Genomic DNA, 26,989 nt, shown 5'->3' with positions numbered 1-26,989 from the left:
CGTATGGAACCAGAATGGATACGAGGCCTGATTGGCGGCTTGCTGATCGGTCTCGGCGCGGCGGTCTATTTGCTGGGCAATGGACGGATCATGGGGGCCAGCGGCATACTCGGGGGGCTTGTGGACGGCAGCGGAAAAAGTAATTTTGCCGAGCGGCTTACCTTTATCGCGGGCGTTGTCGCAATGCCTTTCCTGCTGCGCCCACTGATCGCACCGCAGGCTCAGACGCACCTGACAAGCAATGTAGCGATAGTAATTGCCGCCGGGCTGCTGGTTGGCGTAGGAACCCGGATTGCAAACGGCTGTACATCCGGGCATGGGGTCTGCGGTATCTCGAGATTTTCACTGCGCGGCATCGTGGCCACCGTTTTCTATATCCTAGCCGGTGGCATGACGCTTGTTGTGTTCCGCCACATATTGGGAGTGGTCTGATGCGCATACTATTGGCACTGATCTCGGGCTCTCTTTTCGGCAGCGGGCTGCTGATTTCCGGCATGACCGACACAACAAAAGTCCAGGGATGGCTGGATGTCTTTGGAAACTGGGACCCAACGCTGGCATTTGTAATGGGTGGGGCCATTATTCCAATGTTTTTTGCATGGCGTCTCACGCAGGGGCGCAAGCCATTGGTGAGTGACGAATTTCCGACGCATCCCCGCCCCGAACTGGATCATCGCCTAGTGACCGGATCCGTCATGTTCGGCATGGGATGGGGGCTGGCTGGACTTTGTCCCGGCCCCGCAATGGCCTCTTTGACATATGGCGGCGCCGGTGGCCTGATCTTTCTTGGGTCAATGATTGCTGGCATGATTGTGTCCCCAAAAATCGGCACGCAACTGGACAGGATCGCAAGCGCGGCCTAAGGAATTGACATGGAGATTCGCCAGATCACACCCCGCTATGCCGTCTCGCCGCAAATCACGGTCGAAGATGTCCCATCCATCGCCGCCGCCGGGTTCGTCAAGGTCATTTGCAACCGTCCGAACTCCGAAGTTCCGGTCGATCAGCAGTCGGACTCAATCGGTGCCGCCGTACGGGCAGCGGGCATGGCTTACGAGGTTCTGGAACTGACCCATCAGACCATGACCCCGGAAAATGTCGAACACCAACGCGCTTTGGCTGAAAGCTGCGAAGGACCTGTTTTGGCCTATTGCGCATCGGGCACCAGATGTTCGGTCGTCTGGGCGCTTGGGCAGTGTGACCGAATGGAGCCCGAGGAAATCCTGAGCGTCACAAGCAAAGCGGGCTATGATCTGAACAACCTGCGCCCTGCTTTGGAACAACTGCGCAATCGGCCAGACTGATCTGATCAGGCAGGTTTGCCCGGTTCACTATCCGCCTCATACAGCCCTGCAAGTTCGGTAATTTCCGCCAGCATGTTTTCCGTGTGATCGGTATCAAAATTATCGGGCACCACCGGTTCATCTTCTGCAGGCAGGACTGCGGAGTGGGCAGGCTCATCCTGATGGTCAATGATATCGCCAGTATCGTCGACAGCTGGATCGGTGTGTTGCGTGACAACGGCCTCCTTTTCGACAAATCCGCCTTCGGTTCGCTTTTCGGGGTGCAGCCCGGCAAGGTCTTCGTTGACGCGAACTGCCCGCATTCCTCCACACTGCCCCAGACGGCCAGAGGCAACCTTGCCTCGTTCGATCGTCCATAGTTCGGTCCGGTCTAGCCTGACACCGGCCAATGGCAGCACATCACCCGCCTTTAGCCCGGAAAATGCCGCCAGAGGCACCTGTGTTTGGCAAATAACGGCGGTCAGATCAGCCCTCAGAACCCCAGACGCATGGTCCAGGGTCTGCCCGTTGCCTGATACCTCGATGTCGCTCTCGTCAGACACCGCCGGTCGATCCGGCAGGATCAAATAAAGCTGCCCCTGCCGCTGGCCCGAGGCAATTTCTAGAGTAAGGTCAAATATCCTGTAAGCATCGTCTTCCAGCTCAAGCATCAGCGCCCTTACATCCCGATATCGCGCGGCGAATGTACAACCTTTCAGGGTTGCGCCATCTTCGGCTGTGCCTGCCAATTCCGCGGCCCGTGTCAGGGCAAGCTCGATAATCGGGGCAACCATAGCTGCATCCGTGTCTGTAAATTCACGTTCGGACACCTGACCGGGCGACACTGAACCGATTGTCTGCTTCTGCAGGATCGCAGACACGCAACCAATGTCGATACAGGCCGCTGCAATCCGCCCTTCGGACGTCGAGAAAGCCAGCAGCAACCGGCCGTCCTGCAGCGTGTCAGACAATTCCTCCCGCTGCCGATAGGCCTGTTTTGCCCCGATGACAGACATGGGCAAATCCAGACTTTCGCTTGCCGCACGCGCCAGCCCAAGCCGCAAGGCGCGCAGGATCGACCTTGGCTTGTCGCGCGTGTCCCCCTGTCCCAGCGCCAGAATGCTCGTCAAAGCCGCAGTTTTTTCCACCGACATAATACCGAACCGTATGCGTTATCCCGTTCGCGAACAGGCTAATCCGGCACCGGTTACAAATGTCTTTATTCCTGCGTCATTGGGCGGCCTGTTTGTAGGCCAATGGCAAACTGATGCGGAACGCACCACCGCCCTGCCCGGATAAATAGGTGACCTCTCCGCCGAGGCGCTGCATGATCTCACGGCAAATGGCCAGGCCCAGTCCGGCGCCTCCGGCCTTGTCCGACCCAACGCGCGAGAACTTTTCAAACACCATGGACTGCGCTTCGGGCGGAACACCGCTGCCGTTGTCAACAAAATCCACGACAGCCTGCCCGCCAACATCGTGCACCGAGATGGTCAGGACCGGCTCGGGCGCATCACAGTATTTCTGGGCGTTCGAGATGAGATTGATAAACACCTGCGCCAGCCTGTCCAGATCCGTATGCAGGGCGATGCGTTCAGATGTCCGGTTGCGCCTGACTCGCAAACTCCGGTCAGATCCCGCCAGCACGCTGGAAACGGCGCGATCAAGAACGGATTGCAAATTTCCGTCACCCATATTCAGGCTGACCTGTCCGCTTTCCAGAACACTGAGGTCCAGCAGGTCGTCCAGCAGACGCGTCAGACGCAGGGACTCGTCGTGGATAATGGCCGCATATCTGATTTGCTCTTCTGCGCTCAGACCTTCGGTGTCCCGCATGATTTCGGAAAAGGCGCGGATGGATGTCATGGGTGTCCGCAACTCGTGACTGACCTGACTGAGAAATGCGTCCTTCTGCATCGAAATTTGTGTCAGCTTTTCATTCGCTTCACGCAATTTGCGCGCCGTTCTGCTGAGTTCCGCAGACTTCGCCTCCAACTCACCGGAATACTCCAGCAACTGCGCCGATTCATCTGCCACCGCCAGCAGGTCTTCGACCGAAACGGACGATCCACCGACGATCTGACCGATCATCGCATGGGCAGTGGCCGCCCCGACCGACCCGCTCAGTTCTCTCTCCAACCGCTCCAGAAACTCTGGCGTTGGTTCAGGCAGGTGACCGCGTCCGCCCTGCCGTTCAGCCTCTGCCTGAAAAAACTCCTGCGCGGGCAGTGCACCAAGTATACGCTGCGTCATGATCATAAGGTCTTCACTTTGAGCAACCGATCCGGTCCAGCCTCGCGGTGCAACAGAATGATCAAAGACATTGACGAATTGCGCGCCCTGCAAACGCTCCAGCGGGCTTGGAAAGCTGGCCAATGAAGCAATGCAAAAAGCGACTGTGTTCAGGGAAAGTGACCACATGACCGAGTGAACCATAGGATCGATGCCTTCAATCCCGAAAAGGGCCTGCGGGCGCAACCAACTGATGCCAAATGGCCCCTCGGCGACAACTGACGAGGGCATAAGGAAACTGCCCATCCCCGGCAGCAACAGGGTATATACCCAAAGGAAGAATCCCACGCTCAGACCGGCCAATGCGCCTGTTCTGGTTGCGCCCCGCCAGAATAGCCCGCCCACCAGTGACGGCAGAATTTGCGAGACACCGGCGAACGCAATCAGCCCGATAGAAGCCAGCGCCGCGCCACCCCCGGACAGCCGGTAATAGAAATAGCCAAAAGCCATAATAACCGCGATGGAAACCCGCCGCGAAAACAGAACGATATCGCGAACATCGCCCGAGACCGAGGCCACCCCCTCCTGCGCATTCAGCCATATGGGCATGACGATGTGGTTGGAAACCATGGTCGACAGTGCCATCGCCGTCACGATCACCATAGAGGTCGCCGAGGAGAACCCGCCGATGAACGAAAGCATGGCCAACCAGTCGTTCCCCTGAGACAACGGGACCGTCAGAACAAAAAGGTCCGGGTTTGACCCAGCAGGCAGCAAATCCAGCCCGACAACCGCGATAGGAACCACGAACAGGCTCATCAAAAGCAGATAGAGCGGGAATGCCCAGGCCGCAGTTCTCAGATGGCGTTCGTCATCGTTTTCCACCACCATGACCTGAAACATCCGCGGCAGACAGATGAAGGCGGCGGCGGACAAGAAGGTGAACGTCGCCCAGCGCCCCCGATCCACACTCCAATGCCCGATCTCCGACGCATCAATCTGCGCCATCATCGGGGCTATTCCGCCTGCGATACCCCAAACCACAAACACGCCGACGGCGATCAGAGCAAACAACTTGACGACCGCCTCTAATGCGATGGCCGTAACAACGCCATGGTGCCGTTCGTTTACGTCAAGATTGCGTGTCCCAAATAGAATCGCAAACACGGCCAGACCGGCCGCAACCCAGAACACGCTGGAGCCCTCGCGGTAGAGACCCGACGGGTCCGCCTCGGCAAAGATTGAAAAGGACAGCGTTATCGATTGAAGTTGCAATGCGATGTATGGCGTGCCCCCCAGCACCGCCAATATCGTCACGCAAACCGCCAGAGTGTTGGATTTTCCATAACGGGACGAGATCAGGTCAGCGATGGATGTCACTCGCTGGCTACGCCCGATCCGCACTAGTTTTCGCAGCCCCCACCACCAGCTGACCATCACAAGTGTCGGGCCAATATAGATCGTCACGAATTCCAGCCCAGACCGCGCGGCATTTCCAACCGCGCCGTAAAACGTCCAGGCCGTACAGTAGATCGAGAGTGAAAGAGTATATATCAAAGGCGACCGCAGCCAGGCTCCGCGTCCGGAAGCGGCCAGACGATCGGCCGCAAACGCGACGCCAAACAGCAAAACGACATAGCCCAGGCACACCAGGATCAGCACGTTCAGCGTTGCCATCACTCTGGCTCCGTCTCACCGGCATCGCGTCCGGACAAGCGCCCTGCAGCGATGCCGAATATCACACTTACCGCTATCAACCCGATCCAACAGGCAAATATGTAGAAAATGGCCGAAGACATCGAAACTGCTTCGGTCACGTCGTCACCGGTCGGCCATAGCAGCGGAATCGCAATCAGCCCTCCTCCCAGGATGGGCAACAATCGGGCCGCGTCCGCCAGTCTGCGCCGCCGATAACTTTGTCGCTCCAGAAAAACCGATGGGCGGGCCACCGGGGGCTGTGATCCTCTGTCGCGCCCCGCCGTCACGTGCGTGAGGCCTGAGCGTGCAGATCGCGTACAGCCGTCAGGACTTCGGTATTTGAGAATGGTTTGGTCATGAATCGACTGACACCGGCCATTTCGGCCATTTCCCGATCCCGCGCCTGACCACGTGCAGTCAACATCAACACCGGCAGAGACTGCATCTCGTCAAACTCCCGCAAACCGCGCAGGACATCCATGCCGCTTTTGCCCGGCAGCATCACATCAAGAATGACCAGATCGGGCTTCGCAGCCATGATCACCTCGACCGCGTCCGTGCCCTCGGCATGGGTTTCAACCTGCCATCCCTCGCGCGTCAGCAGGAACCGTATCGCCTCGGTGATGTTGGGCTCATCTTCAATCAACAGAACCTTGCGGCTCATCCCTGTCCTTCCCTCCCCCGTGGCGGACAATGATCCAACCACCTGTCGTGGCCAGACTACTCCTGACGTTATGAAACTGTCAAAAACCTTCGCTCAGAATCGAAGGTTCGCGCCGCGCATTGCAGTCCTGTTTGGGACAAATCCTGCAACTTGCCCCAACCTGTACCGCATTTTCCTGCCCGTGTTCGGCACTGTCTGTCGGCAGGATCAGCATGACCGAGCGATAAACCGGGTCCTGATCGAACGCCAAAGCGGATTGCGGCCATGCAACGGCAAAACACTCGAACTCGGCAGCGGTCCGCCCGAGTTGAGCGACTCTTGTCCGGATCGGCACCAAAGGCCTGTTCAGCGCGGTGAAAAGGGGCCACAACGGGCAGGATTCACCATGACGCGGCAGTGCAAATCCCGGTGCGGGTTTGCGAAACAGGACGCTGCCAGAGGCGTCGCAGACAACCAGTCCCGCCGGCCGGGCAAGCAACCTGTCCGACAGAAAAGCAAGCCGCCGCAATACGGTAGCCAGATCAGTTGAAAATCTGGCCGCGAGTTTCAGTGGGTTGGTCTCTCCGTTGGCTACAGCCTTTTCCAGAACATTTTCCGGTAACGTGCGCGCATCGGCAGCGTAAACCGCCAGCATCTGGCGTGCGATGGCTTTGGCAGCGCCGGAACTCAGCAAATCCAGATTGACGCTGCTGGCGTCGCCCTCCGTTTCCAGAGACGGAAAATGGTAATCATTATCAGCAAAAAACGCCTCGACCTGTTCCAGCGGAACACCGCGCCGGTCCTGGGCCGTTTCGCTTTCATCAAGATAATTAACCAGCGCTTTTGAACTGTCAGCCAGACGTTCGGCATCCTGATGCAGGTTGCGATGAAACTTGTCTCGCCATTCCGGCTCGATATCACCGGGTTCTGCCAAGATGGCGGCCGTCGACCTGATTGCAGCAGCGGTTGACAGAACTTCGTGCATCGAAGACGCCAAATAAGGGTCGTGTGTCATGCGGTCCGACAGGGTTTCGACGATGCGTTCCAGCGACACAACACGGCGGTGCATCTGCGCCAAGACCCCGGCCCATCCCGGAAACCGCCCGGCAAACTCTTCAAGCCCGTCCACTTCGGCCGTCAGGCCAACCGCATCGACCGCCGCCTCACGCAGTGCTGCGATCATCGTTGCCTCGACACCTCGGGTCAAAACAGATGGCTCCACCGCCAGCGCGGACGCGATATCCACCAGAATCTTGCCGCCAATCCGGCGCCGGTTGTGTTCGATCAGGTTCAGATAAGACGCAGATATCCCCGCCAGGCGCGCCAGTTCGGCCTGCTTGAGACCAACGATGCGCCGCCTTTCACGTATTCGGCTGCCTGTCAGGGTTTCGCGCAAAACTCACCTATCCTTACCAAAGGGTGACTGGTGCATCAGTGCCTGACATTCGTTGTCACCCCATTCGAGTTTTCAGTATAGTTATGCCAATCTAATAGGTTACTCAAATATTTCCAAAGCAGTTTTACACAGTTTACATACCAATTGAGGCACAAGCCTTTACCCGCACAACAAGTCCAGCACAGCAAGTCGCCATCGTCTATTTCTGTTTCTCCAGAATTTTCCGCAGCTCTGTTTTCAGAACCTTGCCATAGTTGTTCTTTGGCAATTCGCCGATCCTGAAATAGGCTTTGGGCCGCTTGAAACGCGCAATATTTTCCGTGCAAAGCCTGTCCAGATCCGCCGGTTCGGCATCTCCGACTACAAACGCAACAACCTCCTCTCCCCACTCGGGATGTTTGCGTCCGACAACGGAAACTTCGGAAACTTCGGGGTGAGCCAAGATGATCTCTTCGACTTCGCGCGGATAGATGTTGGATCCACCCGAAATGATCATATCCTTGGAACGGTCCTGCAGCGTGACATAGCCGTCACTATCCATGAACCCCATGTCTCCGGTCATTAGCCATCCATCGACCAGAGTTTCTTTTGTCGCTTTCGAGTTTTGCCAGTATCCCGGCATAACTATCTCACCCCGAACCATGATCTCGCCATGCTCACCGGGCGGCAAAGGAGTTCCATCTGAATCTCCGATCTGGACCTCCACTACCGACTGGGCCCGACCCACGCTTGCAAGGCGCTCTTTCCAGCGGGGATGGCTGCGATCCGTGACATCATGCCGGGATAGCGCAGTGATCCCCATCGGGCATTCGCCCTGACCGTAAATCTGAACAAAGATCGGGCCGAACTGGGCCACCGCGTCCTGTATGTCAGCCAGATACATCGGCCCACCCGCATAAACGATAGTCCGCAATCCCTCGCCTTTCTCGCCCGTCGCCTTAGCGATGTCCGTCATGCGCTTGACCATGGTCGGCGCCGCAAACATCTGCACACGACCGAAATGTCGCGAAAGATCAAAGATTTCGGCCTCATCGAATCCGCCTGACACCGGACAAACATGCCGGGCCCCTGTCAGGACGTGGATCATGTTGTACAGGCCCGCCCCGTGGCTCATTGGCGCCGCATACAACACAGCATCCTCGGGGGTGACCATGTCGGCATCGGTGCAATAGGCCAGTGAAACCCCGGTCAACATGCGATGAGTAATCATGACCCCCTTGGGTTTCCCGGTCGTACCTGAGGTATAGAACAGCCACGCCAGATCGTCAGGTTCCCGAGAAACGATATCGGGAATTGGTGGATGAGACAGGGCCACCGCATACTCATCCTGATTAATATCGACCAGCCGTCCCTGCACATCAGCATCGGACAGGGCCTCGGTCAGACCGGGTGAGGTAAAGGTTATTCCCGCTCCGGAATTTCCAAGAATATAGGCCACTTCCCGTCCGTGAAGCTTGGCATTGATCGGAACTGCCGCCGCCCCGGCGTACCAGATCCCATATTCGACGATCAGATAATCAGGGCAATTTTTCATGAATATCGCAACGCGATCACCCGGGCGCACCCCCTGCGCCACCAGCCATCCGGCAATGCGCAGAGCACGATCATGGAAAGTGCCATAATCCGCCACCAGTTCTTTACCGGAATACAACGCCGCCCGTGGCGCATTTGTCTGCGCCTGACGTGCAAGCCAAAGACCGATATTCATTGCCTTCCCCCTGTTCTTGCACGAAAACACCAAGTTCCCGCGCTTAACCCCTTCAATTCCACAGAAATACCCTGCACGATACAAGTATGAGCGATCCAGCCTTCGAATATGCTCCAATCGGACTTGTCGAACTTGAAAACCGGGTCATCCGGCGTTGCAACCTGCAGTTTGCCCGCACGTTCGGCGGAGATGAAGAAGATTATCGCAACATGCCTCTACTGCACCTTTACCCGTCAGTGGCCGATTGGGAAAGAATTGGTGCGCGCGGATTACAGGTCATGCGCGAGACGGGGTACTATACCGACGAGCGGGTTATGCGGCGGCGAAATGGTGATCTGTTCTGGTGTCGGGCGCGCGGGCGATCCCTTACCCCTGACGACCCGTTCCGGCACGGAATCTGGAGCTTTTCCGACATCTCGGAAGAACGTCCATTGGTTGAACTGACCCCGCGCGAACGCGAAGTCGCCATCTTGTCCTGCCGCGGTCTTTCGGCCAAGGAAATAGGCGCCGAACTGAACCTGAGCTTTCGGACAATCGAAGCCTATCGAGCGCGTCTTCTGGAAAAGTTCGGTGCGCGCAAACTGTCGGAACTGGTGGCAAAATTGTCTGGCATGCCGCTGTAAGGCCCGCTGTCTTGCACAATCTTTGGATAACCCCCCGATAAACAGGCCCAGACGGCGCTTTTCATGGCTCTCTGCATGCCGTATAACGCGGCGTAATTGATCAAAGCCCGCAGGAACAGACGGGCCATAGGGGAACCGTCGAGGACACTCATGACAGATACCAGACACGAAGCGGACGTGGCGTTCATCAAAGCCTTGGCTGAATTGCTGCGCGAAAACGACCTGACCGAACTGCAGGTCAAACGCGAATATGGCGAAGAAGACAGCCTGAACGTTCGCGTCAGCCGCGCAACACAAGCTATGGCCGCACCGGTTCAGGTTGCCGTTCCGGCACCAGCGGCACCCGCAGCTCCTGCCGCAGCAGCTGCACCCGCGCCGGCCGAAGCACCCGCCGCCGCAGAGGATCCCGCCAGCCATCCGGGCGCCGTGACCTCTCCGATGGTCGGAACGGTTTACATGCAGCCCGAACCCGGGGCTCCGTCGTTTATCTCGGTCGGTGCCAGCGTGTCCGAGGGCGACACCCTGCTGATCGTCGAAGCCATGAAAACCATGAACCACATCCACGCGCCCAAATCGGGCACCGTCAAACGCATCCTGGTGGGCGACGGCGATGCCGTGGAATTCGGCACTCCTCTGGTCATCATCGAGTAAGGCGGGCCCATGTTCGACAAGATCCTGATTGCCAACCGAGGCGAGATCGCCCTGCGCGTGATCCGCGCTGCGCGCGAGATGGGGATTGCGACGGTCGCCGTGCACTCCACCGCCGACAGCGACGCGATGCATGTGCGCATGGCGGACGAATCGGTGTGCATTGGCCCCCCGCCCAGCCCGCAAAGCTATTTGTCGGTCCCTGCAATCATCTCGGCCTGTGAAATCACCGGTGCACAGGCGATTCACCCGGGCTATGGCTTTTTGTCCGAGAATGCCGAATTCGTGCAGATCGTCGAAGATCACGGCATCACTTTCATCGGCCCCACCGCTGAACATATCCGCATCATGGGTGACAAGATCACCGCCAAGGACACGATGAAGGCGCTGGGTGTGCCATGTGTTCCGGGTTCTGACGGCGGCGTTCCCGATCTGGCTGCGGCCAAGCGCATCGGTGAGGAAATCGGATATCCCGTCATCATCAAGGCCACCGCCGGCGGCGGCGGGCGCGGCATGAAAGTCGCGCAGAACGCAGCCGAAATGGAAAGCGCCTTTATGACCGCGCGCGCCGAGGGCAAGGCCGCCTTTGGTAATGACGAGGTTTATATCGAAAAATACCTGACCACGCCGCGCCATATCGAGATTCAGGTCTTTGGTGATGGCAAGGGCAAGGCCGTACATCTGGGCGAACGCGACTGTTCGCTACAACGCCGCCACCAAAAGGTGTTCGAAGAGGCCCCCGGCCCCTGCATCACCCCTGAAGAGCGAGCCAAAATCGGCAAGGTCTGTGCGGATGCGGTCGCCAAGATCAACTATATCGGCGCCGGAACCATCGAATTTCTGTACGAAAACGGCGAGTTCTATTTCATCGAGATGAACACCCGTCTGCAGGTGGAACACCCGGTGACAGAAGGCATCTTTGGCGTCGATCTGGTACGCGAGCAAATTCTGGTTGCCGCCGGCGAGCCCATGTCCTTCGGTCAGGATGATCTGGTAATTAATGGTCACGCCATCGAAGTGCGCATCAATGCAGAGCGGCTGCCGAATTTCGCGCCCTGCCCTGGGAAAATCTCGGCCTATCACGCGCCGGGTGGTCTGGGCGTCCGGATGGATTCAGCGCTCTATGATGGCTATTCGATCCCGCCCTACTATGACTCGCTTATCGGCAAGCTGATCGTTCAGGGCCGCGACCGACCCGAGGCGCTGGCGCGTTTGAACCGGGCCCTGGGGGAACTGATCGTGGACGGCATCGACACAACCGTTCCGCTGTTCCATGCCCTGCTGCAAGAGCCCGACATTCACAGCGGTGACTACAACATCCACTGGCTGGAGCGCTGGCTTGCGGAGAACATGGCCCAATAAAATTGCGGAACCGGGGGGTAATTGCCGCCCGGTTCCGGGGCAAATGGCATGAGCCTGTCACCCGAACTGCTGCTGCACGGGTATTCCATCGGGATTTTTCCGATGGCAGAAGGCCGTGATGATCCTGAACTCTTTTGGGTCGATCCCAAGTTTCGCGGCGTATTCCCGCTGGGTGGCTTCCATATTTCACGCAGTCTGGCACGTCGTATCCGAAACTGCGGGTTTGAAATATCCATCAACCAGAACTTCGCCGACGTTGTCGATGGCTGCGCCAATCGGGCCGACACCTGGATCAACGCCGAATTGCGGGACCTCTACGCTCAGTTACACGAACGTGGTCATGCGCACTCACTCGAAGTCTATGATGGCGAAGCTCTGGTCGGTGGCGTCTATGGGATCGCAATAGGGGCCGCCTTTTTCGGAGAAAGCATGTTCAGCCGTCGCAACGACGCGTCCAAAGTCGCTCTGGCCTATCTGGTGGATCGGCTACTGCTAACCGGCTTCAAACTGTTCGATACTCAATTCCTGACGGCTCATCTGGCGTCGCTGGGGGCAATCGAAATCCCCAGAGCCGAATATCGGAAATTGCTGGACGCTGCGATCAACGAAAGCGCGGATTTTTCCGCGCTGCTGGATCAGACCCCTCAGGGCGTCATACAGCGGATCACCCAGACGTCATAGCGCGCGTGATCCAGTGCATTCAGCGCAGGTGACGTTGCAATCATCCAACCGTCGAACAGTTGTTCTGACTTTCCCTGCTCCCAGATCGTGAGATATGCAAACGCGTCACCTGTTGGGTTCTCAGCCGGATACCGGCAATCACCCAGAGCGACATCAAGGCCGAAAACAGCCGCCGTCTGACCGGACCGCAACTCCACATCCACGGTCTGGCCATTGACTTTGTCCAGACCACGCAACATCGCACCCAAACCGGATGCGACATTCTGCTGAGCAAAAGCCGTGCTGGCAGTCAGGGCCAGCGCTGCGGCAAGCACATACTTCATTCGCCGCTCCCGTCTCCGGCCACGAACTTGACCAGAAGCGAGATCAGGCTGACCGCACCTTGCGTATCCTCGATCTCATCACCGGCCTCGAAGTAAAAGGGTGATCCGCCGGGCATGACTTCAACAAAGTTGCCACCAAGCAGCCCCTCGGAGGAAATCACGATGGCACTGTCATCGGGAATCAAAATGCCGTCCGCGACAGAAAACGTGGTGTCGGCGCGATAGGTCTCGGGGTTCAGATCAACGCCGGTCACGGTACCGATCTTGACCCCTGCAAGCCTGACGTCTGTCCCGACATTCACGCCCTCAAGCGACCGGAAAGACGCGCCCAGTTCATAGCCATTGGTGCCGCTCGACAAACCAGTGGATTGGCTGGCATAGACACCAAACGCCACAGCAAATGCCAGCACCGCTCCGCCGACAAAAATTTCGGTAATATTATGAGTGGACATGCGCCTGCCTCGATTATTCCGGACTCCACGCCTCGTAATCCGAGCGCTCAACCGGATCGGGGCGCCGGATTGATCCCGCTGGCGCATAGGCAAGGGCGGTTCCGGTCAGGTTTTCCTGATGCGGCTTTTCCCATGACTTGTGCTGCAACGGTTTGTCTGTCGGCGGCTCGTCCCAAGTGCGGTGCAGCCAGCCATGCCAATCGGGATCAATCCGGCTGGCCTCGGCCTCGCCATTGAAAATCACCCAACGTTTGCTGTCATCGGCGTTCCGGTAGAACACGTTACCCTGATCATCTTCACCAACTCTGGTGCCCTTGCGCGCAGTGTAGATCTGCGTGTTCAGGGTCGCCCCGTTCCACCAGGTTACGGCCCGCAATAGAGTGTTCAGGATTCCCATCGACTGCCTCCGGCATTTCTTTCAACGCAGGTATGGACCAAAGCCGGTCCAAGGTCCAGTGCCACAAGGGCGCACTGGCTATTCTGGCAAAACAGCGGTGACTTCGATTTCGATCCGGTATTTGGGGTCGATCAGGCCACACTCGATCATGGTCGTTACGGGGGGATTGGCGCCAAATGTTTCGGCAAGAATAGGCCAGCAAGGCTCAAACTCGGCCCGGTCCGGCAGCATGTAGGTAACACGAACCGCATCCGCAAAGGACGCGCCTGCCTCGGTCAGCGCCTTTTCGATGATACCAAGCGCAGATCGGCATTGTTCAACGACACCCTCACCCTGTCCGACCGTGCCGGCCACATGAACAAAGCCACCAGCTACAACCGCCCGGCAATAACCGACCTTGGCTTCGAATTCTCCGCCCGAGGAAATACGCTTGATTGTCATTAGTACCTCATATTTTCGGCTCACACTTTGCCAATGCGGGATTTACCTTGCGAAGCTTTGCCTCGCGCTCCGAAGTATTTTCATCAAGATGACCGAGGGATACGTATCCTCATCTGGCCCCAAATGCTTCGGGGAGTCGCGGCCTGCCGCGTCGGGGCAGAGCCCCCGCAACAGACCCATTATTTGAAACATCATAGTAAAGGCGCGGCGGCCGCGCCGTTACCCAGCCGAGGCAGACTCTTTACCTGCATCCGCGTAAATGATCAGCGGTTGAGCCTCCGAGGTCACGGCCTCATCGTTCACCACAACCTTGGTCACATTCTTCATACCGGGCAATTCGAACATGGTGTCCAGCAGAATGTCTTCGAGGATCGAGCGCAATCCGCGGGCACCGGTCTTACGTTCAATGGCCTTTTTGGCAATCGAATTGAGCGCATCATCGGTAAAATCCAGTTCGGCATCTTCAAGTTCGAACAAGCGCTGATACTGTTTGACCAGTGCATTCTTGGGTTTTGTCAGGATCGTTACAAGCGCATCCTCATCCAGATCTTCCAGCGTCGCCAGGACCGGCAAACGGCCGACGAATTCCGGTATAAGACCGAATTTCAGCAGGTCTTCCGGCTCCAGCTCTTTGAAGATCTCACCCACGCCACGTTCGTCATTGTCACGTACATCGGCGCCAAAGCCCATGGCCGAGCCCTTGCCGCGCTGCGCGATGATCTTGTCCAGACCCGCGAAAGCACCACCGCAGATGAACAGGATATTGGTGGTATCCACCTGCAGGAATTCCTGCTGCGGATGCTTGCGCCCGCCTTGTGGCGGCACGCTGGCCACAGTGCCTTCCATCAGCTTCAGCAGCGCCTGCTGAACACCCTCACCCGATACATCGCGTGTGATCGACGGATTCTCGGACTTGCGCGTAATCTTGTCGACCTCGTCGATATAGACGATGCCGCGCTGCGCGCGTTCGACGTTGTACTCGCTGGCCTGCAGAAGTTTGAGGATGATGTTCTCGACATCCTCACCCACATAACCGGCTTCGGTCAGTGTGGTCGCATCCGCCATGGTGAACGGAACATCCAGAATTCGCGCCAGCGTTTGCGCCAGCAAAGTCTTGCCGCAACCTGTTGGACCGATCAGCAGGATGTTGGATTTCGCAAGCTCGATATCACCACCCGATTTCTGCGCGTGGTTCAGTCGCTTGTAGTGATTGTGCACCGCAACCGAAAGAACCCGCTTGGCGGTGGCCTGACCGATCACATAATCGTCCAGCACCTCGCAGATATCCTTGGGCGTCGGCACCCCGTCCGAGGATTTCAGACCGCTGGCCTTGGTTTCCTCGCGGATAATGTCCATGCAGAGTTCGACACATTCGTCACAGATGAACACGGTCGGACCCGCAATCAGCTTGCGCACCTCGTGCTGGCTCTTGCCGCAGAAACTGCAGTAGAGCGTGTTCTTTCCGTCACCGCCTGAATTCGTCGCCATGATCTACCTTTCGGGCTCCGTCTGAGCGGCCCCATTTCCCCGGGACCGCGCTCTGCCGATTGTCGTCGCAGCTTAGGCCAGCGTTCCGGCCGCTACAATCGCAAAATATGCCCGGACCGCGTGTATCCGGGCCTTGTCGTCATTCCTCGTCCGCGCTCAACTTGGTGCGGTTTTCGACGATCTCGTCGATATGGCCCCACTCCTTGGCCTCTTCCGGGCTCATGAAATTGTCACGATCCAGCGCTTTTTCAACCGACTTTTTGCTTTGGCCGGTGTGCTTGACATAAATGTCATACAGGCGGTCCTTGAGCTTTTGCGTCTCGGCTGCGTGAATCATGATGTCGCTGGCCTGACCCTGATAGCCACCACTGGGCTGATGCACCATGATGCGGCTGTTGGGCAGTGAAAACCGCATTCCGGTCTCGCCACCAGCCAGCAGAACCGAGCCCATCGACGCCGCCTGACCGATTACAAGCGTTGAACATTTCGGCTTGATGTACTGCATTGTGTCGTAAATCGACAAACCGCTGGTCACAACGCCACCGGGCGAGTTGATGTAGATCGAGATTTCCTTTTTAGGATTCTCTGCCTCAAGGTGCAGCAACTGCGCGACGACAAGATGGCTCATCCCGTCGTGGATCGGACCGTTGATGAAGATAATCCGCTCCTTCAGCAGGCGCGAGAAGATGTCATAGGCGCGCTCACCCCGACTGGTCTGTTCGACCACCATCGGGACAAGTGTGTTCATGTAGGTGTCAACTGGATCGAACATGCGGAACCTGCCTGCTTTTCAAGATGGACCGGGACAATACCCGACGAAAGGTTACACGAGTCTTAGTGTCGCCCTCGGGGGGCTGCAAGGGGTCGGAAACGATCTGTTGCTTTAGCGGGGCAGAAGTGCCGCCTGGCGCACCCTGTCAGGTTGAAATTTGCAAGGCGATCGGGCAGCCGTGCCTGTGGAATTCGAGGCCGTTTGGGACGAAATCCGGAATATTCCCCTGTAAACTTCACATCATTTTGATGCATGCATATAGAAATACGTGGTTGAAAGGTGTATCGCAGATGATCGGTTTCATCGAATAAGCACAGTCAGAAAGACCGCCCGCAGGGCAAGCAAGGAAAAAGAAGATGGCACTCCCCCAATTCTCCAGCGACATGGACGCGGCAGGCCTTGACCAAATGGTCGAGAATGCAACGCGGGCTTCAAACTTCCTGAAGGCGATCAGCCACGAGGGGAGGCTCATGATCCTGTGTCACCTTGTATCGGGAGAAAAATCCGTGACTGAGTTGGAAGAGTTGCTGTCGGCACGGCAGGCGGCGGTATCCCAACAACTCTCCCGCCTGCGACTTGAGGGGTTGGTTGTCCCTCGTCGGGAAGGAAAGGCGATCTACTACCGCCTGGCCGATGATCGCCCGCGCCGCATGCTGGAAACCGTCTACGAACTCTTCTGTGAGTCCGGCGACCAGTAATATTATTGGGAATATTCAGGCGCTTAGGTTGACGATTTTGCGCTTCGGGGAAGGCAATGTTGGACCAGTGTCACCGGCCTGATGCACGGTTGCTTCTAACGAATACAATCTGATCTTGATCCAAACGCTCGCGTCGATTGCAAATGACGCGCTAGTGCTGTGTTGATTGACAACAGGGTCGTGTGCCCGTGAACGCTCTTGTCCCAGAGTGTCTTTTGTGCCGAACTGAGCATAAGGCCCCTTGATGCGCAGACCGTGATCCCATTTTGAACCTCTGGCCTGTGCCGCCTAATAGTGGTACCCGAGCGGTGTCGAGCACAGAAGGAATACACTATGATCCGCGCTACTCTTGTTGCACTGGCCCTGACTACACTGGCCGCCTGCGAAACGGCCAAAGGCGCCGGGCGAGACATCGAAAAAGCCGGGGACGCCATCCAGAATGCGGCTACAGACGTACAATCCAAGTTCTAACCCGCCTATATTGCGGGTGCGCGCACCACAAACTCAATATCTTGTTGTATTTTGAGCGATCACCGGTATCCTGTACATACAGGTGCATAGACGCGGTATTGCATCAGCTGACGCTGAAAACGGGGTTCCATTGCAACGCAACAGAACCCCGTTCCTCATTGAGAGGGTGAGTGGTGGTCTTCGTGAATTTCGACTTCGACAAAAGGAAAAGGCGTCAGGTGCGCAGACGCGGTCTTTGCACGTATCCAAGCGGACACTCCTGACGCCTTGCCGGTCCGGGACACCCTGAGGCACCCGATCCAGTTACTCCGGCTCCGAGGGAACCGCAGCTGCCGCGCCGCGCCCTAAAGCACTTTGCAGCACGCATTGACCTTCTGAGAAACTGGTCACCCGGCGCGAGTACGAAACTCGCCTGCGGCTAACCCGTCACCGGTAAGTCTTTGCAGTTCAACGCAAATCCTAGGACCCGCCTCTCCCCGCTTCGACCCCCTGGCCTTTGCGTCCCGCCCTGGTTCCTAAGAACCGTTGCGGTGTTTGGACTGTTGCATCTGACCCGCCACCGGACAAGAAAATAGCACTGCAGCATAAAATTTAGGCGGGGATAACATGTTAATATCCTGCGGGAAAACGATGTGGATAACCCGAGAAATCGCGCATCCGTGAAGGTTTGAATGCGGATAAGTTCACACGTGAACTGTCACCCAGAAAATGCCGCGTTTCTGCGGGTGCAAAGGCTGCGTACGCCCGGTTAGCCGCGAATTTGTCCGGTTTGTACCAGAATCACGGCACCAATCTTCCGAATCGTACAAAAGGAAAACCACCGATGCGCTACACGATTTCCGAGGCCCGCGCCCAGCTGGGACACCTGATCACCCGCGCGCAGGACCCACGTGAGGTGATCGTGGTGACGCGGCGCGGCGAACCGCTGGCCGCGCTGGTGTCGATTGCCGAGGCGAACCGGATCTGGGATCTGGACTCGGACGAGAGAGTGGGATGGAAGCATCCGCTGAGCGGCATTCGCGGATGGTGGTCACGGGGGCGAAACATCCCCGGACTGGAACCTGGACCGGACGGCACCTATGTCACCGCGCGCGAGGCAGCGCTGAAGGTTCGAGAGATCCAGATGACCCGCGCCGAGGAACGCCGCATCCTGGCGCGTGGCGGTCTGGACCCTGTCGAGGGCGGTGAGGTTGCCGCCCGGCCCGTCTCCTCCCTGTGGAGACGCTGGTTCCGTAATTGAGAAGCGTTCCGGCCCGGTCGGCGTACCCTTTAACCGGCTGCCGCATTTTGTGGACAACGGCAGAACATACCCCCTACTGCCGGTCCGGGCCGGAAACACTTCAGTTCACCTGACGTTCCAGAACGGTGCTATAGGTCGTTCCGTTCCGCAGGCTACGGAAATCGGCAAAAATCTTGCCGTCTTCGTATCGGGCGTCGATCAGGGCATTCACGCCGATCGTTGGATCAGCCGAGCTTTCGACGATGCCGATAGTGCCCGAGCCATCCATGCTGACGGTGCCGGTGGCGTCATAGACGGTCCAGTCGTCATTGGCCGCGCGCCGCCATTTGCTGGGGCCCCAGAACACGTTGTCCTGCTGCTTTTCGATATGCAGCACCCACTCGGCATTGCCAAAGCGCGGTGCGTCACCTGTTGCGGTGCGCGAGGGCGATACAGTGGTGTAGCTGCCTGCCCATGTGCCGCGCAGATCGGGCGTGGCGTCGGCCAGTGCAGCGGTTCCAAGGGCAAGGCTCGTGGCCAAAGCGGCTGCTCCGGCAGTCATGTATCTGGTCATGGGCTCTCCTCCTGAATGCGACCCTTTGGAGCTCAAAAGCGAACTTCCGTCGTTGTGGCATACAGATTGGGAGAGGCTGGCAAGGTTACAAGTTACCTTAGGGAAACTTCATGTTTGTTTAATCTGAGCGTTAGAGTTGAGGCAGGCGGCCAACCCGCCTGCCCCGGACGCTAATCACTGGAAAATCACAAGATCAGTTGAGGCCAAGCATCTCTTTGGCCTGAGCGAGCGTCTCAACGGACGCGTCATGGTCGCCCGCGTCATGCAGCTGCTGCCCCTCGTCGCGCCAGGCCTGAACCTGCACGATCTGTTCGTCAGTCAGGTCGGTGCCTGCAGCCAGCGCTGCGTCGATGGCGGCAATGTCGGTGGGGCACTGCCCGGCAAAGGCAGGAGCGGCAAAGAGACAGAGTGCGGCGGCAATAGTCAGATGTTTCATCGCAATATCCTCCTACGATGGTGAGAGGAAAATACCACAAATCCGAGGGCATTTCAGCGGAGTTGACCGGCGCGTAATGCAACTGGCGGGAGATGGCCGATAGTGCGCTGGGTGGCGCAAATTCGAGTGCGATGGTTGATCAGCAGAGATGAGGGCCGCGACCGACCCAAGAGGACTCCGCCCGTTTTGCCGGAGGCAAACCTTCGGTTTGATTGGGCGAACCGACGGTGCCGCCGGGCGAATTAGTTGACTAATGAGCTTTAATACTTTTTGGAGCGATTTGGTTCCTAGTCCGTAATTTCACCGATATTCTGAATAACATTTAAGACCCAGATATCTTCACCCTCTACTGTTCGAAGAGTTACAAAGAGATTTGAGTCTACAAATACGAGCCTTTGCTTCTCACCAGACAGTTTGACTTCCGGTGCGTTCCTTTCAAGCGCCCGCCCCTCTGCATTGCCAATAAGCCAGGCACACAAAAGGATAGCTGTGGAAACACCCATGGCCTTGATTTCACTCAGGTCCACTCGCCTATTTGAATAAACAAAACGTACTTTCCATTTTTCTTCAAAAAGATTTTCTGCTTGATAGCCGCCAACAATTACAATCGCCAAAATGAACACGATTGCTATCAGAAATCGAAACTCCCCTTCTAACGTGAAAAAGAAAATGCAAAAAGCAAAGATAGACGAAATCAATACAGGCCTACCAACCCAAATAAGTAGCACCGCGTCAAGTAGCCTTCTAGCCTTAACTATGTACCTCCGTGACCAACGCTTAGCTTTGGTGGGAAGAATTCTTGAAACGGACCAAGGAAATTGAATTATCAGCAGCCTAGAAAGACCGAATAGAGGATCGTAGATTACAAGGGTCGCTGCCCTTGCCAAAAAAATCGCAAAAGCAACTCGAAAAACAGCGTCTTGGGTGCAATACGTTAGTATTTGCACCCCAACGGCCTGACGGACGTGTTGCGGAAACTCCAATAAAACAGAATAGGAAAAAACGCTAAATGCGCCAAAAACCACTACCGACCAAACGATAAGCCATCTGTGCCTATTGTAAAAATCGGCTAGGACTTCCATTAGCTATCCATCTTCAACGCCGAAATAAACGCCTCCTGCGGGATATCGACCTTCCCGAACTGCCGCATCTTTTTCTTACCCGCCTTCTGCTTGTCCAGCAGTTTGCGTTTCCGCGTGGCGTCGCCGCCGTAACATTTCGCGGTCACGTCCTTGCGCAGCGCTGAGAGGGTCTCGCGCGCGATGACCTTGCCGCCGATGGCCGCCTGAATCGGGATTTTGAACATGTGGCGCGGGATCAGGTCCTTGAGCTTTTCGCACATCGCCCGGCCCCGCATTTCGGCCCGGTCGCGGTGAACCATGGTGGACAGCGCGTCGACGGGCTCGTCATTCACCAGTACCGACATCTTGACCAGATTATCCTCGGTATAGCCGGTCATCTGGTAGTCGAAGCTGGCATAGCCCTTGGTCACCGATTTCAGGCGGTCGTAGAAGTCAAAGACGACCTCGTTCAGCGGCAGGTCATAGACGACCATGGCGCGGGAACCGGCATAGGTCAGGTCCAGCTGGATGCCGCGGCGGTCCTGACAGAGTTTCAGCACGTCGCCGAGGAATTCATCAGGCACCAGGATGGTCGCCTTGATGCGCGGTTCCTCGATATGGTCGACCTTGGAGGGGTCGGGCATGTCGGCGGGGTTGTGCAGCTCGATCATCTCGCCGTCTTTCATGTAGACGTGATAGATCACCGAGGGGGCCGTCGTGATGAGCTCGATATCGTATTCGCGCTCGATGCGGTCGCGGATGACCTCAAGGTGCAGAAGGCCAAGGAAGCCGCAGCGGAAGCCAAAGCCAAGCGCTGCCGAGGTTTCCATTTCAAAGCTGAAGCTGGCATCGTTCAGGGCCAGTTTGTCGATCGCGTCGCGCAGGTCTTCGAATTCGGAACTGTCGACGGGGAAGAGGCCACAGAACACCACCGGCTGCGCGGGTTTGAAGCCGTCCAGCGCCACTTCAGCCCCGTTGCGGTCATTGGTGATGGTGTCACCGACGCGGGTGTCGCGGACCTGTTTGATGGAGGCGGTGAGAAAGCCGATCTCACCGGGGCCTAAGGAGTCGACCATCTCCATCTCGGGGCGGAAGACGCCGACACGGTCGACGTGATGCAGGGTATTGTTCGACATGAACTTGACCCGCATCCCCTTTTTCAGCGTGCCGTCCATGATGCGGACCAGAACGATGACGCCGAGATAGGCGTCGTACCACGAGTCGACCAGCATCGCCTTGAGCGGCGCATCCAGATTGCCCTGCGGGGCGGGCAGTTGCTGAACGATGGCCTCAAGCGTTTCGTGGATACCCTGCCCTGTCTTGGCGCTGACCTGAATGGCGTCGGTCGCGTCGATGCCGATCACGTCTTCGATCTGTTCCGCCACGCGGTCACAATCGGACGCGGGCAGGTCGATCTTGTTCAGCACCGGCACGATCTCATGATCGGCGTCGATGGCCTGATAGACGTTGGCCAGCGTCTGCGCCTCGACCCCTTGGGTGGAGTCGACAACCAGCAGCGAGCCTTCGACCGCGCGCATGGACCGGCTGACCTCATAGGCAAAGTCCACGTGGCCGGGCGTGTCGATCAGGTTCAGAACGTACTGCTCGCCATTGTCGGCGGTATAGTCGATGCGAACCGTGTTGGCCTTGATGGTGATGCCACGCTCGCGCTCGATATCCATGCTGTCGAGCAGCTGTTCCTTCATGTCGCGATCCTTGACCGTTCCGGTCTCTTGGATGAGCCGGTCAGCAAGGGTGGATTTGCCATGGTCGATATGCGCGACGATGGAGAAATTGCGGATATGAGCGAGGTCTGTCATGGGTTGGGATATGTCCGGAGTTTGGGGCCTCGTCAAGCGTTGAAGCGTTGCAATAAAGGCTGCACCAACGTCTTTCTGCCCCACGGCATTTACCCGATTTTTGCGAATGGGTAAGATGTTGGAGGCAAATGACCCAACCAACAACAAGAAAGCAGCATAAACGTTGGCCGATTATTCAATCTTTGTTCTTGGCGAAAGCCAGCTGACGATCTCGGTCACGCAGGGGCTGGACGGCGTCAATCAGGGCACGGGGATACACCTGATCGGTGAGACCATCACGATTGACTCGCGCGCGGCCACGGAAGTTTTCATAACCGATGGCGGAAGTGACACGGATTTTGCCGACAACGACAGCAATCAGCGACTGGACGGCGATCAGACGATTGACGGAACACTTTTCACCAGCGGCACGAGGGTTGAGGCCGAATATGGCATTACCCTGACGGATGGCACGAATACGTGGCAGGCCGTCGCGTTCAACGTGAACAATTCCTCTCCGTCCTATGCCACCGTCGAAGGGATCGCGTTCATTGGCGGTCCGGGCGCGTTTCCTCCGTCAGGAGTGCCGCTGACTGTCGTCGACACACAGGAAGGGCCCAGCTTTGACGAGGGCGATTATGTCACTCCGATCTGCTATGCCAAAGGGACCTTGATCGATACCGAAAACGGCAGCATCCCGATCGAGGCTTTGGCAGTAGGCGACAAGGTCTGGACACAGGATCACGGGTATCTTCCGGTGCAATGGACTGGATCACAGGATGTCATCACCGCCGGACGGTTCAGGTTGGTCGATGTCCCAACAGGTGTCCTGTCGAACTTTGCACCGCTGATGATTTCACAACAGCACAGGGTGCTGATTTCACATCCGATTGCTGAATTGCTGTATGCCAGCGCCGAAGTATTTGTGCCGGCAATCAGTCTGGTGGATGCGGGTGTCGCAAGCCTGTCTGACCACAAGATGGCCTGCTATCATCATATTTTGCTGGAGCACCACAGCGTTATCCGCGCAAACGGCGCTGCGTCCGAGAGTCTTTTGACCTCATCCCTCACTGCCCTGCAAAATCCGGACAGCCTGTTCTTCCCACAACTCGCCGGGCGGATCACGTCTGCAACAAGAACAGCAAGGCCTGCCCTAAAGCGGCAGGAAGCGGCGCATTTGGTGCAAATGGTCTTGTCCATTGATCCTGAGCGCCAATTGATTCATACTCGCGCGCAGCCGAGAGGGGCGTCAGATCTCTCCGGGCAGGCAAAATACGAGGCATGAGCATGAAACAGTTCCTCATCATCGCACTTTGTGCCACGTCGTTTACGGCGGTGGCTCCGCAATCCGCAGACGCGGCGCAGATCAAACGCGCCTGTATGGCGTCGGATCGTGAGGCCGCAACGCGGCAGCGGTGCAGTTGCATTCAGAAAGTGGCGAACGACGCACTGTCGCGCAGTGATCGCAAGGTCGTGGCCAAGTGGTTCACTGATCCACATCAGGCGCAGGTGCTCAAGATGTCGACCACCGCGCGCGACGATGCGCTGTGGGATCGTTATCAGGCGTTCGGCAAGCTGGCGCAGGCTGTCTGCCGCTGATCCCCGGCCCTTTTGATCTTTAAAGCGGATGAACCGCCCGGGCGCGTGCCCTGGGCGGGGTCTTTTTGTCTGAACGCTTGACCCCTCGTGCGGCTGGCCGCAGAAATGGCGCAGCAGAAAGGGTGCCGGAATGGTGATGAAAGGGATAACCCTGCGCGGGCTTGAGGTATTCGAGGCCCTGGCGCGGACCGGGTCGGTGGCGCAGGCCGCCGAGATCACCGGGCTGAGCCAGCCTTCGGTCAGCCAGCAGTTGCGCAATCTGGAAAACGCTCTGGGCACCGAGCTTGTGGATCACGGGCGGCGGCCGATGCGGCTGACGCAGGCCGGGCGCGGCTTTCTTACCCGCGTGCAGGCGGTGCTGGCCGAGTTGCAGATGGCCCAGAGCGAACTGGCCGTAATGGATCTGGGTCATCTGAGCACGCTATCCATCGGGTTGATCGACGATTTCGACAACGACTTGACGCCACGTCTGGCCACCCTGCTGGCCGACAGCCTGACCCGGTCAAAGTTCAAGCTGATCACCCTGCCCAGTCTTGAAATTTTCGAGGCGCTGGAATCGCAGCGGCTGCATCTGGCGGTGTCGGCCCATAGCGGCGAAGTGCTGGAGGGGGTGGTCGAATACCCTCTGGTCCGCGATCCCTTCATTCTGGTCGCGCCGAAAGGGGTTGTGCCCGGTGGGAGCGATGTGATCGCCGGGCTCAGGGACCTGCCGTTTCTGCGCTATGCGCGCGAGCAGTTGATCAGCCGCCAAATCGAAACCCATCTGGCCCGGCATCAAATGGAATTCGAGGAGCGGTTCGAAATCGGATCTCACCTTGCGCTGATGGCGATGGTGGCCCGCGGGCTGGGCTGGGCGATGACAACGCCGCTGGGCTATATGCGGGCAGCGCGGTTTCACGATGAGCTGGACGCGTTTCCCGCTCCGTTCGAGGAATTCTCGCGCACGATTTCGCTGTTCACCCGGTCCGACTGGCCGGATCAGGTGCCGCGCGACGTTGCCGGGATGATGCGACGCCTGATGCAGAGCCAGATCATAGACCCGGCGGTGGCGCGCCTGCCTTGGCTGAACGGACGCTTGAAGGTGATCGGCGACTAGCGGTCCAGATGCGCCTGCAGCCCGTCGACGGCTGCTTCGATCAGATCGAGCGCACCGTCGAAGTCGCGGGTGTAGTACGGGTCGGGTACGTGATCAGCCTGAGTTTCAGTGGCAAAATCCGTCAGCAGGCGCACCGGGGTCTCGCTGCCGGGCGGGCGCAGGGCCTCGATATCGGCGAGGTTGGAGGCATCCATCCCCAGAATCAGATCGAAGCAGTCGAAATCAGCGGCTGAAAACTGCCGCGCGCGTAGATCGCTCAGGTCGATGTCGCGGTTGCGCGCGGCCTGCTGCATCGGGCCGTAGGGCGGCTTGCCGACATGCCAGCCAGCGGTTCCGGCGCTGTCCGTGGCGTGGTGCGGGGCGCGGGCGCGAAAGACGCCTTCGGCGGCGGGGGAACGGCAGATGTTGCCGAGACAGACAAAGAGGATACGGTGGGTCATGGGCTTGGTGTATCGCGCGGAGGGGAAATGGAAAAGATCGTCATTCTGACCGGGGCCGGAATTTCGGCGGAAAGCGGGCTGGGCACGTTCCGCGACGAGGGCGGGCTGTGGGCGCAGCATCGGATCGAAGATGTGGCCACGCCTGAAGGATTTGCGCGCAATCCAGCGCTGGTTCACGGGTTCTACAATGCCCGGCGCGTACAGGCTGCAAAGGCGCTGCCCAATGATGCCCACAAGGCGCTGGCACGGTTGCAGCGGGAATGGCCGGGCGAGGTCATCATCGTCACGCAGAATGTAGACGGCCTGCACGAGGCGGGCGGGGCCGAGGATGTGATCCACATGCACGGTACTCTGGCTGGGGCGCTTTGCGGGGCTTGCGGGCATCGCTGGACATCGCCCGATGAAATGGCCGTGGGTGAGCCCTGCCCGGCCTGCGCCAATACCAGCGCGCGGCCGGATGTGGTCTGGTTCGGCGAGATGCCATATCACATGGATGCGATTTATGACCATCTGGCCGGGGCATCGGTCTTTGCCGCTATCGGCACGTCGGGGCAGGTTTATCCGGCAGCAGCCTTTGTGCACGAGGCCATTGCAGCGGGTGCACGCACGATCGAGTTGAATCTGGAACCTTCGCAAGGCGTTTCGAGCTTTGACGAAACCCGGTTTGGTCCGGCCACCGAAACCGTTCCACTATGGGTCAGCAAACTGCTTGGCAGCCGATAGCGGGCGGGCAAAGAAAGATTGCAGACATCGCGCCGAATTCTCGTTTATGCTGTGAAGACAACAAGCTGGGGAGCGTCATGACAGAGAACGAGACACGACACGGCGAGATCGTCGACGATGGCAGCATGGCAGATCGGGATGCGCTTGGTGAACATCTGGCGGGCTTGTGGTGGACTTTCCTGCTGCGCGGAATTCTGGCCGCGCTTGTAGGTATCGCGGCACTTTTCTGGCCGACAGGCAGCATCTCGCTGCTGTTGCGACTGGTCGGAGTGCTTTTGATACTGGATGGCGGGCTGACCTTGCTTGGGTTCGGTCGCCGAGGGCTGATCGGTGGTATCGGCCTCGGCGCCGTTGTGATCGGTCTGGTTCTGCTGATCTGGCCGGAAGGCGTTGCCAGAATTACCTTTTTCCTGTTGGGCGCCTGGGCGCTGATCATCGGTATCGGCTCTCTCATGGCGTTGGGGCAGATGCACACGCTGGACCCCGAGCGTGCGACGGTGCGCAATTCGGGCATCGTGGCGCTGGTCATCGGGCTGGTGTTGATCTTTTGGCCGGGTAGCGGCCTTGTGGCGCTGGGATGGGCAATCGCCTTTTCCGCGTTGGCGTTTGCCGTCGTCATGTTTTTCATGACTGCGCGCTTCAAACGCGCGGCGGACCGTCTGGCGATGCGCGTCGTCAACCGGTAGCGGTTCAATCGCCCAATCGCGGACCTTCAAAGCGACAACA

Annotated in this window: 32 protein-coding genes; 15 read left to right on the top strand and 17 right to left on the bottom strand. The window is 57.9% G+C overall.

What is annotated here, in order from left to right; translation table 11 throughout:
- Positions 1 to 3: 3 nt before the first annotated feature.
- The 3 genes from ACR0NW_RS15835 to ACR0NW_RS15825 are packed head-to-tail and all read left to right on the top strand — an operon-like array spanning position 4 to position 1,304.
- Positions 4 to 432 carry a YeeE/YedE family protein gene (locus tag ACR0NW_RS15835; protein WP_480451007.1) on the top strand — a complete coding sequence of 143 codons (429 nt, stop codon included), beginning with the start codon at positions 4 to 6 and terminating at the stop codon, positions 430 to 432.
- Entirely contained in the window at positions 432 to 863 is a 432-nt protein-coding gene (locus ACR0NW_RS15830) for a DUF6691 family protein (RefSeq protein ID WP_480451009.1), read from the top strand. The genes ACR0NW_RS15835 and ACR0NW_RS15830 overlap by 1 nt, the downstream gene beginning before the upstream one ends.
- A 9-nt stretch (positions 864 to 872) precedes the next feature.
- Positions 873 to 1,304, top strand: coding sequence for a protein tyrosine phosphatase family protein (locus ACR0NW_RS15825; RefSeq protein WP_480451010.1), 432 nt, complete (start codon positions 873 to 875; stop codon positions 1,302 to 1,304).
- A 5-nt stretch (positions 1,305 to 1,309) separates the two neighbouring features.
- Here ACR0NW_RS15825 and ACR0NW_RS15820 read toward each other — a convergent pair whose 3' ends face one another.
- From ACR0NW_RS15820 to ACR0NW_RS15795, 6 genes are all read right to left on the bottom strand, one after another.
- Complete coding sequence (locus ACR0NW_RS15820) at positions 1,310 to 2,437, bottom strand: FliM/FliN family flagellar motor C-terminal domain-containing protein (RefSeq protein WP_480451011.1); 1,128 nt, start codon at positions 2,435 to 2,437, stop codon at positions 1,310 to 1,312.
- 76 nt (positions 2,438 to 2,513) lie between these two features.
- Positions 2,514 to 5,192, bottom strand: coding sequence for an ATP-binding protein (locus ACR0NW_RS15815; protein ID WP_480451012.1), 2,679 nt, complete (start codon positions 5,190 to 5,192; stop codon positions 2,514 to 2,516).
- Entirely contained in the window at positions 5,192 to 5,464 is a 273-nt protein-coding gene (locus ACR0NW_RS15810; RefSeq protein ID WP_480451013.1) for a hypothetical protein, read from the bottom strand. The genes ACR0NW_RS15815 and ACR0NW_RS15810 overlap by 1 nt, the downstream gene beginning before the upstream one ends.
- A 32-nt stretch (positions 5,465 to 5,496) precedes the next feature.
- A complete protein-coding gene (locus ACR0NW_RS15805; protein WP_170651506.1) occupies positions 5,497 to 5,877 on the bottom strand; it encodes a response regulator in 381 nt (126 codons plus the stop codon).
- Positions 5,878 to 5,956: 79 nt separating this feature from the next.
- Positions 5,957 to 7,252 (bottom strand): short-chain fatty acyl-CoA regulator family protein, encoded by a 1,296-nt coding sequence (locus ACR0NW_RS15800; protein WP_480451015.1) that lies wholly within the window; start codon positions 7,250 to 7,252, stop codon positions 5,957 to 5,959.
- Between the two features lie 199 nt (positions 7,253 to 7,451).
- On the bottom strand, positions 7,452 to 8,960 hold the full coding sequence (locus ACR0NW_RS15795) for a class I adenylate-forming enzyme family protein (RefSeq protein ID WP_480451017.1): 1,509 nt from the start codon (positions 8,958 to 8,960) through the stop codon (positions 7,452 to 7,454).
- An 86-nt stretch (positions 8,961 to 9,046) separates the two neighbouring features.
- Between ACR0NW_RS15795 and ACR0NW_RS15790 the strand changes: the two genes are divergently transcribed.
- The 4 genes from ACR0NW_RS15790 (at position 9,047) to aat (ending at position 12,274) form a co-directional block, all read left to right on the top strand.
- On the top strand, positions 9,047 to 9,583 hold the full coding sequence (locus ACR0NW_RS15790) for a LuxR C-terminal-related transcriptional regulator (RefSeq protein ID WP_170651503.1): 537 nt from the start codon (positions 9,047 to 9,049) through the stop codon (positions 9,581 to 9,583).
- A gap of 150 nt (positions 9,584 to 9,733) precedes the next feature.
- A complete protein-coding gene (accB, locus tag ACR0NW_RS15785; RefSeq protein WP_170651502.1) occupies positions 9,734 to 10,234 on the top strand; it encodes an acetyl-CoA carboxylase biotin carboxyl carrier protein in 501 nt (166 codons plus the stop codon).
- Between the two features lie 9 nt (positions 10,235 to 10,243).
- Positions 10,244 to 11,593, top strand: a complete 1,350-nt coding sequence (accC, locus tag ACR0NW_RS15780) for an acetyl-CoA carboxylase biotin carboxylase subunit (protein ID WP_170651501.1) — start codon at positions 10,244 to 10,246, stop codon at positions 11,591 to 11,593.
- A 48-nt stretch (positions 11,594 to 11,641) separates the two neighbouring features.
- The gene (gene aat / locus ACR0NW_RS15775) at positions 11,642 to 12,274 is read left to right on the top strand and encodes a leucyl/phenylalanyl-tRNA--protein transferase (RefSeq protein WP_480451020.1); all 633 of its coding nucleotides are present in this window, start codon (positions 11,642 to 11,644) and stop codon (positions 12,272 to 12,274) included.
- On the opposite strand, the gene ACR0NW_RS15770 is transcribed toward aat, so the two are convergent.
- The 6 genes from ACR0NW_RS15770 to ACR0NW_RS15745 all read right to left on the bottom strand — a co-directional run bounded on the left by ACR0NW_RS15770 (position 12,238) and on the right by ACR0NW_RS15745 (position 16,147).
- The gene (locus ACR0NW_RS15770; protein ID WP_170651499.1) at positions 12,238 to 12,597 is read right to left on the bottom strand and encodes a DUF2155 domain-containing protein; all 360 of its coding nucleotides are present in this window, start codon (positions 12,595 to 12,597) and stop codon (positions 12,238 to 12,240) included. The two genes, aat and ACR0NW_RS15770, sit on opposite strands and share 37 nt — an antisense overlap.
- Positions 12,594 to 13,049, bottom strand: a complete 456-nt coding sequence (mlaD, locus tag ACR0NW_RS15765) for an outer membrane lipid asymmetry maintenance protein MlaD (RefSeq protein ID WP_480451022.1) — start codon at positions 13,047 to 13,049, stop codon at positions 12,594 to 12,596. Before mlaD ends, ACR0NW_RS15770 begins: the two co-directional genes overlap by 4 nt.
- Positions 13,050 to 13,062: 13 nt before the next feature.
- Positions 13,063 to 13,446 (bottom strand): NADH:ubiquinone oxidoreductase subunit NDUFA12, encoded by a 384-nt coding sequence (locus ACR0NW_RS15760; RefSeq protein ID WP_170651497.1) that lies wholly within the window; start codon positions 13,444 to 13,446, stop codon positions 13,063 to 13,065.
- A 78-nt stretch (positions 13,447 to 13,524) separates the two neighbouring features.
- Positions 13,525 to 13,887, bottom strand: coding sequence for a RidA family protein (locus tag ACR0NW_RS15755; protein ID WP_480451024.1), 363 nt, complete (start codon positions 13,885 to 13,887; stop codon positions 13,525 to 13,527).
- Between the two features lie 219 nt (positions 13,888 to 14,106).
- Positions 14,107 to 15,375 (bottom strand): ATP-dependent Clp protease ATP-binding subunit ClpX, encoded by a 1,269-nt coding sequence (clpX, locus tag ACR0NW_RS15750; protein ID WP_170651495.1) that lies wholly within the window; start codon positions 15,373 to 15,375, stop codon positions 14,107 to 14,109.
- Between the two features lie 139 nt (positions 15,376 to 15,514).
- A complete protein-coding gene (locus ACR0NW_RS15745) occupies positions 15,515 to 16,147 on the bottom strand; it encodes an ATP-dependent Clp protease proteolytic subunit (RefSeq protein ID WP_480451026.1) in 633 nt (210 codons plus the stop codon).
- 356 nt (positions 16,148 to 16,503) lie between these two features.
- Here ACR0NW_RS15745 and ACR0NW_RS15740 point away from each other — a divergent pair, with 356 nt between their 5' ends.
- From ACR0NW_RS15740 to ACR0NW_RS15730, 3 genes are all read left to right on the top strand, one after another.
- A complete protein-coding gene (locus tag ACR0NW_RS15740) occupies positions 16,504 to 16,845 on the top strand; it encodes a metalloregulator ArsR/SmtB family transcription factor (RefSeq protein ID WP_170651493.1) in 342 nt (113 codons plus the stop codon).
- A gap of 333 nt (positions 16,846 to 17,178) precedes the next feature.
- Positions 17,179 to 17,316, top strand: coding sequence for an entericidin A/B family lipoprotein (locus ACR0NW_RS15735; RefSeq protein ID WP_480451028.1), 138 nt, complete (start codon positions 17,179 to 17,181; stop codon positions 17,314 to 17,316).
- Positions 17,317 to 18,139: 823 nt separating this feature from the next.
- On the top strand, positions 18,140 to 18,556 hold the full coding sequence (locus tag ACR0NW_RS15730) for a type II toxin-antitoxin system Phd/YefM family antitoxin (protein WP_480451030.1): 417 nt from the start codon (positions 18,140 to 18,142) through the stop codon (positions 18,554 to 18,556).
- A 100-nt stretch (positions 18,557 to 18,656) separates the two neighbouring features.
- On the opposite strand, the gene ACR0NW_RS15725 is transcribed toward ACR0NW_RS15730, so the two are convergent.
- The 4 genes from ACR0NW_RS15725 to lepA all read right to left on the bottom strand — a co-directional run bounded on the left by ACR0NW_RS15725 (position 18,657) and on the right by lepA (position 22,426).
- Positions 18,657 to 19,109, bottom strand: coding sequence for a hypothetical protein (locus ACR0NW_RS15725; RefSeq protein WP_480451032.1), 453 nt, complete (start codon positions 19,107 to 19,109; stop codon positions 18,657 to 18,659).
- A gap of 193 nt (positions 19,110 to 19,302) precedes the next feature.
- Positions 19,303 to 19,545 (bottom strand): hypothetical protein, encoded by a 243-nt coding sequence (locus ACR0NW_RS15720; protein WP_480451034.1) that lies wholly within the window; start codon positions 19,543 to 19,545, stop codon positions 19,303 to 19,305.
- Positions 19,546 to 19,832: 287 nt separating this feature from the next.
- A complete protein-coding gene (locus ACR0NW_RS15715) occupies positions 19,833 to 20,627 on the bottom strand; it encodes a hypothetical protein (protein WP_480451036.1) in 795 nt (264 codons plus the stop codon).
- The gene (gene lepA, locus ACR0NW_RS15710; protein WP_480451037.1) at positions 20,627 to 22,426 is read right to left on the bottom strand and encodes a translation elongation factor 4; all 1,800 of its coding nucleotides are present in this window, start codon (positions 22,424 to 22,426) and stop codon (positions 20,627 to 20,629) included. The genes ACR0NW_RS15715 and lepA overlap by 1 nt, the downstream gene beginning before the upstream one ends.
- Before the next feature lie 163 nt (positions 22,427 to 22,589).
- On the opposite strand from lepA, the gene ACR0NW_RS15705 reads away from it, so the two are divergent.
- The 3 genes from ACR0NW_RS15705 to ACR0NW_RS15695 all read left to right on the top strand — a co-directional run bounded on the left by ACR0NW_RS15705 (position 22,590) and on the right by ACR0NW_RS15695 (position 25,100).
- Complete coding sequence (locus ACR0NW_RS15705; RefSeq protein WP_480451039.1) at positions 22,590 to 23,690, top strand: Hint domain-containing protein; 1,101 nt, start codon at positions 22,590 to 22,592, stop codon at positions 23,688 to 23,690.
- A gap of 2 nt (positions 23,691 to 23,692) precedes the next feature.
- Positions 23,693 to 24,004, top strand: a complete 312-nt coding sequence (locus ACR0NW_RS15700) for a hypothetical protein (RefSeq protein ID WP_170651484.1) — start codon at positions 23,693 to 23,695, stop codon at positions 24,002 to 24,004.
- A gap of 130 nt (positions 24,005 to 24,134) precedes the next feature.
- On the top strand, positions 24,135 to 25,100 hold the full coding sequence (locus tag ACR0NW_RS15695; RefSeq protein WP_480451040.1) for a LysR family transcriptional regulator: 966 nt from the start codon (positions 24,135 to 24,137) through the stop codon (positions 25,098 to 25,100).
- Here ACR0NW_RS15695 and ACR0NW_RS15690 read toward each other — a convergent pair.
- The gene (locus tag ACR0NW_RS15690) at positions 25,097 to 25,540 is read right to left on the bottom strand and encodes a low molecular weight protein-tyrosine-phosphatase (protein ID WP_480451042.1); all 444 of its coding nucleotides are present in this window, start codon (positions 25,538 to 25,540) and stop codon (positions 25,097 to 25,099) included. The two genes, ACR0NW_RS15695 and ACR0NW_RS15690, sit on opposite strands and share 4 nt — an antisense overlap.
- A gap of 27 nt (positions 25,541 to 25,567) precedes the next feature.
- Between ACR0NW_RS15690 and ACR0NW_RS15685 the strand changes: the two genes are divergently transcribed.
- Together ACR0NW_RS15685 and ACR0NW_RS15680 are read left to right on the top strand one after the other, a co-directional pair.
- The gene (locus ACR0NW_RS15685; protein WP_480451044.1) at positions 25,568 to 26,263 is read left to right on the top strand and encodes an NAD-dependent deacylase; all 696 of its coding nucleotides are present in this window, start codon (positions 25,568 to 25,570) and stop codon (positions 26,261 to 26,263) included.
- Positions 26,264 to 26,340: 77 nt separating this feature from the next.
- Positions 26,341 to 26,949: an HdeD family acid-resistance protein gene (locus ACR0NW_RS15680; RefSeq protein WP_480451046.1), complete on the top strand. Its 609-nt coding sequence runs from the start codon at positions 26,341 to 26,343 to the stop codon at positions 26,947 to 26,949.
- The last annotated feature ends 40 nt before the right edge of the window (positions 26,950 to 26,989 follow it).

This window comes from Ruegeria sp. CF5, from assembly GCF_056537325.1.
Note: the sequence above shows the minus strand (reverse complement) of the source record. Positions and strands in the feature narration are given on the sequence as shown.